Here is a 14,676-nt window from a genome sequence, read left to right as displayed (position 1 = left end):
CCCATTTCTTTGCCTTGCCCGCGATCAAATTACGATCTTTACCTTCTGCCCGGCGCGCAACGAAGCATTTGCCGTCAGCGCATTGATCGTCAGAAACCGTTCCAGCTTATAGTCGGGATAGGCCATCCGCTGGCTCAGCGACTGGACGGTGTCGCCCGATTTTACAGTCACGATATCGACCCGACGCGGCTTGATTGCGGCCGATTCCTGCGCGGACAGCCGTTGCATGGACTGGACCATCGCATTGAACGGCCCCACCCCTTGGCCGGCAGGCGTCAGCAACAGGAAATGATAGGCTTTGCCGTCCCCAAAATCATAGGCAAAGACGGTGGCATCTACCTGTGTCGACTGGCTGGTGGCCCGCACGGTGCGCCATGCGGCGGGAAGGCCATTGACGGTCGTGCGGCTGACGGTTCCTGCCGGGACGCCACCCTGCCCACCGCCCAACTGCGCAAAAACGCTGTCAACATAGCGTGCCAGATCGCCGGAATAGGGCGCAGCACCAAATTGGGCCTGTCCACCCGACCCCGTGATCGACACCGCATCCGTGCCATTCTCCATCCCGAATCCATTGGGTGCGGTGAAACTCAAGCGCAGATCGGGATGGCGGAAGCGGGCACCTTCGATCACGCCTTGCTTGGGATCATCCCCGTACAGAACACCGTCAAGCGCACTGAGAAAGGCATCGCGGTTGCGCACGGTAGCGGATGATCCGCTTCCTGCTGCCCCACGTGCCGCGCGATTGACGCGCGAGGCGGGATCGGGATGGGTGCTGGCCCATTCGGGCATTGACCGGGCGCTGCCTGCCAGCCGTGCGTCGAGACTGCTCTGTGCAGCAAGGGAGGCCAGCATATCGGACAGGGCGCGGGGATCATAGCCGCCCGATGCAAGATAGCGGATGCCCAGATCATCCGCCTCATATTCCTGGCTGCGCGAGAATTTGAGCGTCAGCAACTGACTGCCGGTGCCGATGCCCTTCTGGATCAGACTGCCGACACCCGAATCACCCAGAAATGCGCCCGCCAAGGCCCCCAACAGGGCACCGCCGATTGCATTGCGCTGCGCCGTCTTCTGCCGCCGCTGGCCATGCTGGGCGGCGACATGGCCGACTTCATGTCCCAGCACACCCGCCAGTTCCGCCTCGTCATTCATCAGCGCCATCAACTGGCGGGTCACGTAGACATAGCCCCCCGGAATCGCGAAGGCATTATTGACCGGCGAATTCAACAAGGTGACGGTGAAATCGCTCTGCGCATTGGACAGCCCAGATTGCACCGCGATCCGCCGTCCGACACTCTCCACATATTTGGCCTGCGGGCCGCTATAAGTGCCGCCAAATTCCTTGAGCAGTTCCGGATGCTGCTTCGCGCCGGTTGCCTTATCCTGCGCACTGATCGAGCTGACAGTGCGGATCGCCCGCTGCTGTCCGATCACGGCAGGGGCACTTGCGGCCACGACCAAGGCCGTTGCCGAGCAGGCCAACATCATCTTCCGGTTCATCACTTTATCCCATCCCATTCCCATTACTGACACGTAACGAGAAAGAGGGGTGCGCTGTTCCAAAAAAGACGTGGGTTCAAGCGCCTATAGCAAGAAATTTATCAGCCCGGTCGGTGCGCAGCGCGTCGGCATCCATGGTCGATAACGAATCCAGTTCCGCCTCGATCGCCGTTCCCAGATTGGCGATGGCCTGCACCGGGTCGCGATGCGCGCCGCCCATCGGTTCCGGCACGATCCGGTCAATAACGCCCAGCGCCTTGAGATGCTGGGCCGTGACCTGCATCGCCGTCGCCGCTTCGCTGGCCTTGGCCGCCGTGCGCCACAGGATCGAGGCGCAGCCTTCGGGCGAAATCACCGAATAGACCGCATGTTCGAACATCAGCACCCGATTCGCGGCTGCCAGCGCGATCGCGCCACCCGATCCGCCTTCACCGACCACGGCCGCGACCATCGGCACGCCCAATTTGAGGCAGGCTTCGGTCGAGCGTGCGATCGCCTCGGCCTGACCACGCTCTTCAGCCTGCACGCCCGGAAAGGCACCCGACGTATCGACCAGCGTGACGACGGGCAGGCCAAAGCGATCGGCCAGTTCCATCAGGCGGATCGCCTTGCGATAGCCTTCGGGCTTGGCCATGCCGAAATTATGCCGCACGCGGCTGGCGGTATCATCGCCCTTTTCATGGCCGATGACCATCAGTCGCCGATCGCCCAATGTAGCGAACCCGCCGACGATCGCCTGATCGTCAGAGAAGGCGCGGTCGCCCGCCAGCGGCATGAAATTGTCGAACAGCCCGGCGACATAATCCTTGAAATGCGGCCGTTCGGCATGGCGCGCGACCTGCGTCTTCTGCCATGGCGTCAGCCGGGCGTAGGTATCGCCCAGCATCCTCGCCGCGCGCTGCTCCAGCGTCGCGATTTCGCCGCCAATGTCGATGTCGCCCGCGCTCGCCGTGGCGCGCAATTCGACAATGCGCGCCTCCAGCTCGGCGATCGGCTTTTCAAATTCCAGAAAGCTAACCATGGCGCAGGCGTTAGGGCGGCGGCGCGTCCTCGTCAACGCAGCGTTGCGCCATCGTCGCCAGCGGATGGCGGCTGTTGACCAATTCGATCAGGCGACGGCTGTCGACATGGGTGTAGATTTGCGTGGTGCCGATGTCGGCATGGCCCAGCATCGATTGCAATGCGCGCAGATCCGCCCCGCCCTCCAGCAAATGGGTGGCGAAGGCATGGCGCAGCACATGGGGGCTGACCCGTTCGGGCGCGATGCCCGCAGCGGCGGCCAACGCCTTGACCAGTTGATAGAGGCGGATTCGGCTGAGATAGGATTTGCCGGAGGGAAAGAGCCAGGGACTGTCGAGCGGTACATGGGTCAGCCAAGTCGCAACGGCAGCACGGGCGCGATCGGAAATGGGCACCAGCCGCTCCCGCCCGCCCTTGCCCTTGAGGATCAGGAAGGGCCGATCTGACGCCAGCGCGCGGCGCGGCAGCGACACCAGTTCGGTCGCGCGGAGGCCCGACCCATAGAGCAGTTCGATCAGCGCGGACAACCGCCGATCGTGCGGCGCAGGATGAGGGACCGCTAACCGCTCGTCGATCAGCGCGAAAAGCGAATCGACCTCGGCGGTCGACAATATCTTGGGCAGGGATCGGCGTGTCACCGGACGGGGAAGCGCTGAGGCGGGGTTATCGAAGCGCAGCCCTTCCTCTTCGAGAAAGGCGTAGAAGGCGCGCAGGGCCGAGGATTTGCGCGCAACCGACGAGGCGGCGAGTGCTGCCCACGCCCCGGCGAGGTCGCCCAGTCGCTCCTTGCTCGCCGCCACCAGACCGCCGACGATGGCAGCCGCACCGTTCAGGTCGGCGCGATAGGCCAGCAGCGTGTTGCGCGACGCACCACGTTCCGCCGCCATCATTTCCAGAAAGCGGTCGATCAGGGCGTCATCCTCCGCCATCGTCAGGTCCGGCTGATCGCCTCCGCCGCGATCATCCGCGCTTCGGGGTCCAGCCCGACACGATGAAGCGCGGCGACGACATGATAGAGATGGGCCGGTGGCAGGCGGCGCCAGTCGCGCCCCTGCATACCGACAGCCGCGAGCAAGGCGACGGTCGCCTTCTCGCCACGCTGCGCCGCTGCGCCGATCGCGCGCGCCCAGCGGCTGTTGGCGGCGAGCGTCACCCCATTATCCTGCGCCAACGATGCGGCATCGTCGGCCGATAGTCGCGCAAGGCCTGCCAGCGCCGCGATCAGCATCCGGCCTTTTTCTTGTCCCGCCTCGCCAATATAGGTCGATATGCGGCCGTTGTTTATATCCACCACGGGGCTAGGCGCACCAACTGCGAGCAGTCCCCAGAATTGGGCCGCACCGTCGCCGTTCATTTGGCCCAGCGCCCGCGCCCATCGCGCGGCATTACGATCATAGCCTGCCGTCAGCATCGACGCGACCAGATTGGCGGCATCGCGCGCATCGGCCTGTGCGACCGGCAGCGCGGCGGCCGCCCGTGCTGTCGTGATCAGGCCGACATAGTCGGGCGCATCATTGTCACGCCACAGCCGCTGCATGGCACCAATGCGATTGCCCACAGTCGCGCCGGCATGAGCGGACCGTAATGCTTCAATCCGATCAGCCATATCGGCAGGCACGTCACCATCGGTCGCCATCTGGCCATAAAAGCCGACGAGTGCTTCGCTGGACAATACGCCGAGGCGTGACGCGATTTCGACGCCGGGTCGCCGCCGCACCGCGCTCAGGGCTGGCGCGCGCGCTTCCCAGGCGCGGACGTGCGGCCCGACGGTGCCATAAAGCGCATCGGGGATTTCGACGTTGAGCGCCGTTGCCAGGCCAAAGCGCCAGGCGGTCAATTGACTGACCGTGTCCCATTCGATCTTCACCGACCGGCGCGCATTAAAGCCCGTTCCGACAACTTTTTCCGCCAGTCGGTAATCAATCCCCCGCACCGTGCCGCGGCGCTGCGCCTGATTGAGCGCGCCACTTGCCGTTCCCTGGTCCCCGGACAGGGCAGCACATATGGCTCGCGTCATGTCCCAACCGGGTTCCTTGCTGACCCGCAGCGCGCCTTCCGACAAAGGGCAAAGCCCGGCCGGATCGGCGCTGCCAAGATAGGCCTGCATGGCAACGGCGTAGAGGCGCGGGGTGTAGCGATCGGGATCGACGCTTTGCACCATGGTCCGGGCGCTGTCCGCCTCCCCCATGCGCAACAGCAGCCAGGCACGCTCGGCCACCCAGTCGGCTCCGTCGATATCGCCTGGCGTATCCGTCGCCGACAACAGCGTTCGCCGCAGCAGGATCGACGCCCAGCGCGATATGATCGGCGCGTGCGTCTCTTTCATCAGTGCAGTGAGGAATTTGCCCGATTGATTGCCGAACGCATCCGGCTCCAGCCCGCGCGTCTGCGGCGTCAACGGGCCGATACGGGCAAGAGAGCGGCGAGCGGTGTCGGGCAGGTCATATTTGGCCTTCTCCGCCGCCAGTTCTTCGGGCGTCATCTCTTCTTCGGCCGCGACGTTGGCCGCTTCGGGCAGTAGCGACGGGTCCGGGGGTATGACCGGGATAAAGCTTGGCAGCGATGGTGCGGCGGGCGTTCCAGGTGCGGGGCGCACCGGGGGCGGCGCAGGCGGGGGCGCTTCAGGCGCGTCGCCAAAGCCTGGCGGCAAAAGCGATTCGGGTGCCTGTTGCGCCACCACCGGCAAAGCCAGCGCCAGAGCGAAACTGCCCAGCGCCCATTTCGCTCTGCTCCTTTTAGACGTGCCCCCCTTGACCGGCATATGCCTTACTGGCCCAGCTTCTCGGCGGGGATGGCCTTTTCAACCTGCGCCTGCGGCTGTTCGCCCCCGCGCGACCAGAAGAAGGCGAGCAGAAGGACCAAGAGCAGGACGATGGCGATGGGCAGGATTGGCAAGTTGGTGCCACGGCGGCGGCTGCTGCCTTCAAAACTGCTGAAATTGCGATTTTTCTTCATGTGTCCTTCTGCGGCTGAGCCGGGCGACGAGCAAAAGATGCGATTTGCCTCTGTGACGGGGGGCTGTATAGCCCCGCTCGGCATGCAGCGAAACAGCAAATTCCCCCCATCCGTCGACCGGCGCGGTCCCATCGTCCTGGTGGGGATGATGGGCGTGGGCAAATCGACGGTCGGGCGGCGGCTCGCGGCGCGGCTGGGGCTGGCGTTCGTCGATGCCGACGAGGAAATCGAAAAGGCGGCGGGCATGAGCGTGAGCGAGATATTCGCCCGCTATGACGAAGCCTATTTTCGCGATGGCGAGCGGCGGGTGATCGCAAGGCTGATGGATGGCGCGCCCAAGGTGATCGCGACCGGCGGGGGTGCTTTCATGCAGGAGGACACCCGCGCATTGATCCTGGAACAGGCGACCGCAATCTGGCTGGATGCCGACATCGACGTGCTGGTGGACCGGGTTTCGCGGCGTGAAGGGCGGCCGCTGCTCAAGGATCGCGATCCGCGCACGGTGCTGACCGAACTGACGGCGGTGCGCAATCCCATCTATGCGCTCGCCCCCATCCACGTCAAAAGCGTCGCCGCGCCGCATGAAGTGACGGTCGAACGCATCATGGAGCAATTGACGGCATGGCAATAGTGCAGGTCGCGCTGGGCGCGCGCAGTTACGACATCCCGATTGAACAGGGCGCGCTTGATCGCGCGGGCGCGATCCTTAGCCCTTATGCCCGCAAGGGGCGGCTGGTGGTCGTCACCGATGCGCATGTCGCGGCGGCGCAACTGCCACGGCTGGACGCCAGCCTGCGGGCGGCGGGCATCATGGCCGAACCGATCATCCTGCCGCCGGGCGAACAGACCAAGAGCTGGCGGCATCTGGAGCAATTGCTCGACGCGCTGCTGGCGCTGGAGATCGAGCGCGGCGACCATGTCGTGGCGCTGGGCGGCGGCGTGATCGGCGATCTGGTCGGCTTTGCCGCCTCGATTCTCAAGCGCGGCTGCCACTTCATCCAGGTGCCGACCACCTTGCTAGCGCAGGTGGATTCATCGGTCGGCGGCAAGACCGCGATCAATACGCGGGCGGGCAAGAATCTGGTCGGCAGCTTCTATCAGCCCGCTTTGGTGCTGATCGATCCTTCGACGCTCGATAGCCTGCCGCCGCGCGAGACCCGTGCGGGCTATGCCGAAGTCGTCAAATATGGCCTGATCGACGACCCCGCCTTCTTCGCCTGGTGCGAGGCGCATGCCGGTGACCTGCTGGCGGGCGATCCCACCGCGCGGACCTATGCGATCGAACGGAGCGTCCGCGCCAAGGCGGCGATCGTCGCCGATGACGAGCGCGAGACATCGGGTCGCCGCGCGCTGCTCAACCTTGGCCACACATTCGGCCATGCGCTGGAGGCGGATACCGGCTTTTCCGACACGCTGCTGCATGGCGAAGGTGTCGCGGCGGGCATGGCGCTGGCCTTCCGCTATTCGGCACGGCTTGGCCTGTGCCCACAGGCGGATGCCGACCGGGTGACCGCGCATCTGCGGTCGGTGGGTTTGCCCCACGACCTCACGACCGCACATGTCACCGCCGATGGCGCAGCATTGGTGGGCCATATGCTGCACGACAAGAAGATGGCGGCGGGCACCCTGCCCTTCCTGCTGGCGCGCGGCATCGGCCAGACATTTCTATCTAAGGATGTCGTGCTGGACGATGTGGCCGCGTTTCTCGATGCGGATCGGGCGGGGTAACGCCCCGCGCCTGCCCCTCTGTTATCCCCGTTCGTTTCGAGCGTAGTCGAGAAACGCCCGCACCGCGCTTGCCGCTTCTCGACTTCGCTCGAAGCGAACGGAACCTCTCTTCCCAAACCAAAAAGGGCACCCCGCAGGGTGCCCTTTTCGTTCAACCATCGAAGGCCGATTACTTCTTCAGCGTCAGACCACCGAAACGCTTGTTGAAGCGTGCCACCTGGCCACCAGTGTCCATCTGACGGTTGCCACCGGTCCAGGCCGGGTGCGACTTGGGGTCGATGTCGAGCGCCAACGTGTCGCCTTCCTTGCCCCAGGTCGAGCGGGTCTGGAAGGTCGTGCCGTCGGTCATCTGCACGGTGATCATGTGGTAGTCGGGGTGGGTATTGGCCTTCATGGCGTAACGCTCCGTATGTGCCGGTTCCGACCGGCTGTGGATGCTGCAAATAGCGAAGGCGCGCCGTTAGCGGGTTCGGCGCGCCTTGGCAAGGGTAACCTTACCCTCCCCTTGCAGGGGAGGATTGAAGACAGTGTCAATCCTTTGGCGGATCGGCGATCATCGCGACGAACTGCGCTTCTGCCGCCAGCTTGTCACCGATCATCGCCTTGCCGCTGAACTTGCAGATCGCGCCGCGATTCTGCGTCACTTCGACATGCAGGTCGAGCAGGCAGCCCGGCTCCACCGGCGAACGGAACTTCGCACCGTCAATGCTCATGAAATAGACGAGCTTGCCGGTATCGGCGAGTTGCATCGATTCCACGGCAAGCACCCCTGCCGCCTGCGCCATCGCTTCAACGATCAGCACGCCCGGCATGATCGGCCGGGTCGGGAAATGCCCTTGGAAAAAGGGTTCGTTCACCGATACCGCCTTGATAGCGTGGATCGACTGGTTGGGCACCAGCGATACCACGCGATCAATCAGCAACATCGGATAGCGATGCGGCAGCGCAGCCATGACCCGACGGACATCCATCGGGCCAAGCGCGGTCGTTTCAACCTCTCCCGTCATTCTTATCAGCGCGACTTGGGAGCCTGCGCCGGGGCAGCGGCGGGCGCTGCCTGGCGACCACCGGGCTGCCAACCGGCGGGCGGGGTGATCGACACGCTGGGGACCAGCGCATTAAGTTCGGTGGTCACTGCAGCCGTGATGTCGGCACCCGCGCCGAAACTCTCGGTCGCGGCCTTCTTGAACACGATTTCCGACTTGGTCTTGGCCGTTGCCGCCTTCAGCGCATCGTCAAGCTTGGCAACAAGCTGTTCCTCGACATAGGCGCGCGCGATGGCGATCGGCTGCCCCATGCGTTGCAGTTCGGCCTGCGCGGTCTGCTGTGTCTGCTGATATTGCTGATACTGGGTTTCAATCGCCGGGGTCGGCTTGTTGCCCGCCGCCGTCAATGCGGCCTGGAGCGCGTCGCCCTTGGTCTTGAGATCCGCCTCGATGGCGGTGCGGCGCGTGTTGAGCGCGTCGATCTGCGGCTTGTAGGTCGTCTGCATCTGGCTGATCGCGGTGGTGTAGGCCGTGCTCTTGGCAACGGCTTCTTCCAGATCAACGACGGCAATGCCCGACTTGGTCTGGGCAACGGCCGGCATGGCGGTCAGCGCAATCGCAGTCATGGGCGCAAGAGCAAGCGCGGCGGCCTTGAAAATGGTCTTCATCAGAATTGAGTCCCTACGTTGAAGGTAATGAGTTTGTCGTCGTCCCCTGGTTCCTTGAGCAACGCCCTGGCGATATCGATACGGAACGGGCCGAAGGGCGAGTTCCAGTTCACACCGAAGCCCACCGACAGACGGGGTTTGAGCGTGTCGCCGAGGAACTGTTCCACAAATCCCCCGGATACCTGGAAGCCGTCCGCCCCGACATAGTTGGCGGGACAGACCGGCGCAGCAGCCGTGCCCGTGGCACGAACCGTTGGCAGATTGGTGGCGAAGCAATTGCCTGCAAACTGGCCGTTTCCGTTGATCAGGCCTGGAGACTTGAGGCCCGCCACCGCGCCAGCATCCATGAAGATCGACGGACGCAGTCCCATTTCACGCGCACCGGAGCCCAGCGGAATCTCGATTTCAGCACGGGTCAGATAATAGATCTTGCCGCCGAGCGCGTCATCCGTGCGATTGTTGCGGCCCGTGGTTTCCACCCCGGTCACCGTGCCATCGGTCACCGTCGCATTATAGAAGCGACGGATGACGCGCGGACCAACGCCGCGAATGTCGAAACCGCGGAACTGCGGTTCGCCCAGGAAGAAGCGATCGACCAGCCGGACCTTTTCGACCAGATTGCCGGTCGCATCGCGTCGTTCGCCTTCCAGGCTGTGGATATAGCCGCCTTCACCCGAAACCGAGAAGATGAAGCCGCCACCCAGCGGGAAGAATTTGGAGCCGTTGATGCGCGTCTTGATATATTTGACGTTGCCGCCCAGTCCCGCAAAGTCCTGGCTCAGCACGACATTGTGGCCGCGCGTCGGGCGGATACGGTTGTCGCGCGTGTCATAGATCAAAGAATAGCCAAGCGACGATGTCGTCCGCTTGCCGATGGCATCGCAAAGATAGCGTCCCGCGAGCAAGGGATCGCACTCGATCGTGCCATCGCCATTGGTGTCCGAATAATAGGTGCCTTCATCCAGCGTCGTATCATCGAAATTCAACTGATAGCGCAGGGCCAGCGACATATATTCCGTGATCGGCACACCGGCCCGGAGCTGGAAACCCGTCGACGTATTCTGATAGGTGGTGTCGCGCGTCTGATTGGTCAGATAGCGGAAGCTGTTAAGGTCGCGCCGGTAGATGTCGCCGCCCAGCGCGATATTCTTGTCCATGAAATAGGGTTCAGTGAAACCCAGTTCGATCGACTTGGAATAGGCCGAATAGTTGACCGAGGTGCGCAGTTCCTGGCCCTTGCCACGGAAGTTGCGCTGCGTGATCGACGCCGACACGATGAAGCGTTCCAGCGACGAGAAACCGGCCGACAGCGACAATTCGCCGGTCGATTTTTCCTGCACGTTGGTTTCGAGGACGATGCGGTCGGGCGCGGAACCCGGCTTCTGCTCGACGTCCAGCTTCTCCTGGAAATAGCCCAGGGAATTGATGCGGTCCTTTGAGCGCTTGACCAGGAAGCTGTTGAACGCATCGCCTTCGGCCAGACGAAATTCGCGGCGCACGACCTTATCCTGCGTCAGCGTATTGCCGTTGATGTCGACGCGCTCGACATAGACGCGCGGCGCGTTGGCGATGCGGAAGTCGATCCCCATCGTCAGCGTGTCCTTGTCGCGATTGAAGTCGGGCGACACATCGGCAAAAGCATAGCCGAACAGGCCGGCCGTCTCGCTCAGCGTATCGACCGTATCTTCGACCTGCTTGGCGTTATACCAATCGCCCTTCTTCATCGGCAGCCGCTTGGTCAGGCCATCACCCGACAGGTCGCGAATATCGGATTCGACCTTCACATCGCCAAATTTGTAGCGATCCCCTTCTTCCACCACATAGGTGATGATGAAGTCCTGCTTGTCGGGCGTCAGCTCCGCGACGGCCGAAATCACGCGAAAATCCGCATAGCCTTCGGTCAGATAATATTGGCGCAGTTTCTGCTGGTCATAGGCCAGACGATCGGGATCATAGCTGGTGCCCGACGAAAAGAGGCGGAACCAGCGCGACTGCTTGGTCACCATCTGGCTGCGCAGCGCGCCGTCCTTGAACTTTTCGTTGCCGATGATGTTGATCTGGCGGACCTTGGACTTTGGCCCTTCACTGATCTCATAGACGATATCGACACGATTCTGGTCAAGCTGCACCAGCTTGGGTTCGATCGTGGCGGCAAAACGCCCCTGGCGGCGATAGAGTTCGACGATCCGGGCGACGTCGGCGCGGACCTTGGAGCGGGTATAAATCTGGCGCGGGGCGAGCTTGATTTCCGGCCGGATCTTGTCGTCCTTCAACCGCTTATTGCCTTCCAGCACGATGCGGTTGATGACCGGATTTTCTTTCACCTCGACGGTCAAGGCACCATTGTCGTTACGAATCTGGACGTCAGCAAACAGTTCGGTTTCGTACAGGTCGCGCAAGCCCTGATCCAGGCTTTCCTGACTGTAGGGCTGGCCTACGCGCAGCTTGGTGTAGGAGAGGACGGTGCCGGATTCGAGCCGCTGCGTGCCCGTGACGGTGATGCTGCTGATCGTGCCCTGCGCTGCGGGCAGCGACGCGGGCGCAACCACGGGCACGGGTGCCGCGGCATCCTGCGCCATGGCTGGCATCGCTGAAAGACCAGCGATCATCGTCGTTGCCAACAGGGCGACCACGGCCGGGCGCTGCCTCTTGCTGCTGTTCATCGCTGTCACCCGCATCACCTCAAAAACTCGAAAAATATTGTTTCCGCCGCAACAGACGTCGCCAAACCGGGCTTCCCTGCCCGATGCGCGTCAACCGATCAAGCCGGACAGGCTTTTCCAAAGCCCGAAAGACGACAAATCGTTGAAAGTCACCAGCACCATCACCATCATCAGCAGCGCCAGACCCGATCGATAGGCCCATTCCTGCACCTGCGGACTGACCGGCCGCCGCTGCACCGCCTCTATGCCGTAAAAAAGCAGATGCCCGCCGTCCAGCATCGGGATTGGCAACAAGTTGATGAACCCCAAGTTAATCGAGATAAGCGCCATGAAGGTCAGAAATCCCACAAGGCCCATCATCGCGGCCTGACCGGATACGTCCGCGATCTTGAGCGGCCCGCCCAGTTCCTTGACGGACCGGCGACCCGTGATGATCTGGCCAAGACCGTCCATGGCGGACACGAATATCTGGCCCGTACGCACCGTGCCGATTACCGGGATTTCCCACAGGGCAATCTGGCGAAATTCGACCTTGTCGGACATCACGCCCAACTGGCCGAGGCGGAAGATATTGCCGAACCGATCCTTTTCGATCCGCTCGTCCGCAGCGATCGTCATGGCGGTGCGCTGACCATCCCGTTCGATGACATAAGGCAGGACTTCACCCGGACGCAGCCGCACGATCGGCGCGATGTCGGTAAAGCTGTCAATCTGACGCCCCATGATCGACACGATGCGGTCGCCGGGGCGCAAGCCTGCTTTTTCCGCGGCCGACGCGGGCGCGATCTGCTGCACCACGGGCGGGCTGACCGGATCGCCCTTCCAATAGGCAAGGCCGCCGAGCAGCAAGATGGCGAACAGGAAATTGACCGCAGGCCCCGCCGCGACAATGGCCGCGCGCTGCCATACAGGCTTGGCAGGAAAGCTTTCCGCGCGATCCTGCGCGGACATTTCGAGCCAGGCCGGATCGGTTTGGCTCGCCGCGTTCATGTCGCCCTTGAAACGGACATAGCCGCCCAGCGGCAGCGCTGCGAGCCGCCAGCGCGTGCCGCGCTTGTCCACCCAGGCCAATAGTTCGGGGCCAAAGCCGATGGAAAAAGCCTCCGCCTTCACCCCGCACCAGCGTCCGACGATATAATGGCCGAACTCATGCACGAAGACGAGCGGCCCTATGACCGCGACGAAAGCGAGAACGGTCAGCAGGAAACCGGGATTTTCTAACAAGCCGTCAATCTTTCCATCACTTGGCCCGCCATGACGCGCGCACCTGCATCCGCCGCCAGCACATCCGCGATAGCATGAGGCGCAGGCGCGCTATAGCGGGTCAACACTTCCTCCACAATCATGGCGATATCAAGGAAACGGACGCCCCCGGAAAGAAAAGCGGCCACCGCGACTTCGTTGGCGGCGTTCAGGATGGCCGGAACGGCCCCGCCCGCCTCGGCCGCCTGCCGCGCGAGGCGCAGCGCGGGGAAGCGTTCCGGGTCGGGCGCTTCGAAATCGAGCCGACCGATCCGCGCCAGATCGAGTGGTTGGCAGGGTGTGGCGATCCGTCGGGGCCAGGCCAAGGCGTGGGCGATCGGAATCCGCATGTCGGGCGAACCCAATTGCGCCAAGGTCGATCGGTCGCGATATTCGACCATCGAATGGATGACCGATTGGGGATGGACCAATATCTCGATCCGATCGAGCCCGACCGGGAAGAGATAGGCCGCCTCGATAAATTCCAGCCCCTTGTTCATCATCGTCGCACTATCGACGCTGATCTTTGCGCCCATCGACCAGTTGGGATGCGCGACGGCCTGCTGAGGCGTGATGTCCGCCATCTCGGCGCGGCTGCGGGTGCGGAATGGGCCGCCGCTTGCGGTCAGGATGATCCTTGCGACATCGTCCAGACTACCGCCTGCAAGGCATTGGAATATCGCATTATGCTCGCTGTCCACCGGCAGCAATGTGGCGCCGGACGCGCGCGCCGCCTCCATCATCAGCCCGCCCGCCGATACCAGCGACTCCTTGTTGGCCAGCGCCACGGTGCCGCCCGCCTTGAGCGCGGCCATGGTGGGGCGCAGCCCGGCGCAGCCCACGATCGACGCCATCGTCCAGTCGGCCCCGGACCCGGCGACATCAACGAGCGCTTCTTCGCCCGCCGCAGCCTCCACTCCTGACCCGGCCAGCGCGAACTTGAGCGCATCATAGCACGCCACATCGCCGATCACGGCGATCTGCGCGCCGGTGGCCTTCGCGGCTTCGGCCAGCCCCGTCACGTCGCTGTTCGCGGTCAGCGCGACGACCTGATAGGCATCCGGCTCGCGCTGGATGAGGTCCAGCGTGGACATGCCCACCGACCCGGTCGCGCCAAAGATCGAAACCGTCCGCATTACGCCTGTCCCACCATCAGATACAGCAGCGCGGCGAGCGGCGCCGCGGCCACCACGCCGTCCAGCCGGTCCATCACCCCGCCATGGCCGGGCAGCAGCATGCCGCTATCCTTGACCCCTGCGCGCCGCTTCATCGCGCTTTCGAACAGATCGCCCAATTGCGCCGCCACCGCCAGCAAGCCGCTCGCCGCCGCCAACTGGATCGGCAGGCCAGCAAAATGATGCAGCAGGAAGCCCGTAATCAACGCGGCAAGGACGCCCCCGGCCAACCCCGCCCAGGTTTTAGACGGGCTGATGCGCGGCGCAAGTTTGGGACCGCCGATCGAGCGGCCCGCAAAATAAGCGCCGATGTCGGTCGCCCAGACGAGCGCCAACGCCCAGAAGGCAAGCAGCAGGCCGTAAAGATTAGGCGCCTGCCCACGCAAAAACAGCAGGGCCATCACCGGCACACAGACATAGAAAATGCCAAAGGCAATCTTGTATCCGCGCGTCGCGGCCATCACGAAGAGGAACGCGGCAATCATCAGGCCGATGGCAAACCCATCAACGCCCGCCGCCAGCGGACAGAATATCGCCAGGGGAACCGACACGGCGAACATCGACAATTTGCGATGCTCGGCGCTCGCGCCGTTCAGCTCCGCCCATTCGCCCTGCATCAGCACGCCAGCGACGGCCAACAGCATCCAGAAGAGGAAACCACCCGAAAGCAAAGCGCCAACCGCCAGTGCAATCAAAGCGACGCCGACAACGGTGCGGGTCCGTAATTCGCTGGCCATGC

At 63.4% G+C, this 14,676-nt stretch carries 14 protein-coding genes; 2 read left to right on the top strand and 12 right to left on the bottom strand.

Annotated features, from left to right (window positions below):
• Positions 1 to 24: 24 nt before the first annotated feature.
• From V2I08_RS14135 to V2I08_RS14115, 5 genes are all read right to left on the bottom strand, one after another.
• Positions 25 to 1,500: a M48 family metalloprotease gene (locus tag V2I08_RS14135; RefSeq protein WP_310221538.1), complete on the bottom strand. Its 1,476-nt coding sequence runs from the start codon at positions 1,498 to 1,500 to the stop codon at positions 25 to 27.
• A gap of 76 nt (positions 1,501 to 1,576) precedes the next feature.
• A complete protein-coding gene (locus V2I08_RS14130; RefSeq protein WP_349635693.1) occupies positions 1,577 to 2,521 on the bottom strand; it encodes an acetyl-CoA carboxylase carboxyltransferase subunit alpha in 945 nt (314 codons plus the stop codon).
• A 10-nt stretch (positions 2,522 to 2,531) separates the two neighbouring features.
• Positions 2,532 to 3,449 (bottom strand): tyrosine-type recombinase/integrase, encoded by a 918-nt coding sequence (locus V2I08_RS14125; protein ID WP_349635692.1) that lies wholly within the window; start codon positions 3,447 to 3,449, stop codon positions 2,532 to 2,534.
• Positions 3,450 to 3,451: 2 nt separating this feature from the next.
• Complete coding sequence (locus V2I08_RS14120) at positions 3,452 to 5,281, bottom strand: hypothetical protein (RefSeq protein WP_349635691.1); 1,830 nt, start codon at positions 5,279 to 5,281, stop codon at positions 3,452 to 3,454.
• A gap of 5 nt (positions 5,282 to 5,286) precedes the next feature.
• Positions 5,287 to 5,475: a hypothetical protein gene (locus V2I08_RS14115; RefSeq protein WP_349635690.1), complete on the bottom strand. Its 189-nt coding sequence runs from the start codon at positions 5,473 to 5,475 to the stop codon at positions 5,287 to 5,289.
• An 82-nt stretch (positions 5,476 to 5,557) separates the two neighbouring features.
• Between V2I08_RS14115 and V2I08_RS14110 the strand changes: the two genes are divergently transcribed.
• Positions 5,558 to 6,106 carry a shikimate kinase gene (locus tag V2I08_RS14110; protein WP_069066298.1) on the top strand — a complete coding sequence of 183 codons (549 nt, stop codon included), beginning with the start codon at positions 5,558 to 5,560 and terminating at the stop codon, positions 6,104 to 6,106.
• Positions 6,097 to 7,203, top strand: coding sequence for a 3-dehydroquinate synthase (aroB, locus tag V2I08_RS14105; protein WP_349635689.1), 1,107 nt, complete (start codon positions 6,097 to 6,099; stop codon positions 7,201 to 7,203). Before V2I08_RS14110 ends, aroB begins: the two co-directional genes overlap by 10 nt.
• A 169-nt stretch (positions 7,204 to 7,372) precedes the next feature.
• Here the strand turns inward: aroB and rpmE are convergent, their stop codons facing one another.
• The 7 genes from rpmE to V2I08_RS14070 form a co-directional block, all read right to left on the bottom strand.
• Positions 7,373 to 7,597 carry a 50S ribosomal protein L31 gene (rpmE, locus tag V2I08_RS14100; RefSeq protein ID WP_037476683.1) on the bottom strand — a complete coding sequence of 75 codons (225 nt, stop codon included), beginning with the start codon at positions 7,595 to 7,597 and terminating at the stop codon, positions 7,373 to 7,375.
• A 136-nt stretch (positions 7,598 to 7,733) separates the two neighbouring features.
• Positions 7,734 to 8,210, bottom strand: coding sequence for a 3-hydroxyacyl-ACP dehydratase FabZ (fabZ, locus tag V2I08_RS14095; protein ID WP_037476682.1), 477 nt, complete (start codon positions 8,208 to 8,210; stop codon positions 7,734 to 7,736).
• Positions 8,211 to 8,215: 5 nt separating this feature from the next.
• Complete coding sequence (locus V2I08_RS14090; RefSeq protein ID WP_349635688.1) at positions 8,216 to 8,857, bottom strand: OmpH family outer membrane protein; 642 nt, start codon at positions 8,855 to 8,857, stop codon at positions 8,216 to 8,218.
• Positions 8,857 to 11,520: an outer membrane protein assembly factor BamA gene (gene bamA / locus V2I08_RS14085; RefSeq protein ID WP_349635687.1), complete on the bottom strand. Its 2,664-nt coding sequence runs from the start codon at positions 11,518 to 11,520 to the stop codon at positions 8,857 to 8,859. The genes V2I08_RS14090 and bamA overlap by 1 nt, the downstream gene beginning before the upstream one ends.
• A 90-nt stretch (positions 11,521 to 11,610) precedes the next feature.
• Complete coding sequence (gene rseP, locus V2I08_RS14080) at positions 11,611 to 12,744, bottom strand: RIP metalloprotease RseP (protein WP_349635686.1); 1,134 nt, start codon at positions 12,742 to 12,744, stop codon at positions 11,611 to 11,613.
• On the bottom strand, positions 12,738 to 13,898 hold the full coding sequence (locus V2I08_RS14075) for a 1-deoxy-D-xylulose-5-phosphate reductoisomerase (RefSeq protein ID WP_349635685.1): 1,161 nt from the start codon (positions 13,896 to 13,898) through the stop codon (positions 12,738 to 12,740). The genes rseP and V2I08_RS14075 overlap by 7 nt, the downstream gene beginning before the upstream one ends.
• A complete protein-coding gene (locus tag V2I08_RS14070) occupies positions 13,898 to 14,674 on the bottom strand; it encodes a phosphatidate cytidylyltransferase (RefSeq protein WP_349635684.1) in 777 nt (258 codons plus the stop codon). Before V2I08_RS14070 ends, V2I08_RS14075 begins: the two co-directional genes overlap by 1 nt.
• Positions 14,675 to 14,676 lie beyond the last annotated feature (2 nt).

It is taken from the genome of Sphingobium sp. MK2 (genome assembly GCF_040170545.1).
Classification (GTDB): domain Bacteria; phylum Pseudomonadota; class Alphaproteobacteria; order Sphingomonadales; family Sphingomonadaceae; genus Sphingobium.
The sequence above is the reverse complement of the archived record's forward strand: the minus strand, read 5'-3'. Positions and strand labels throughout refer to the sequence as shown.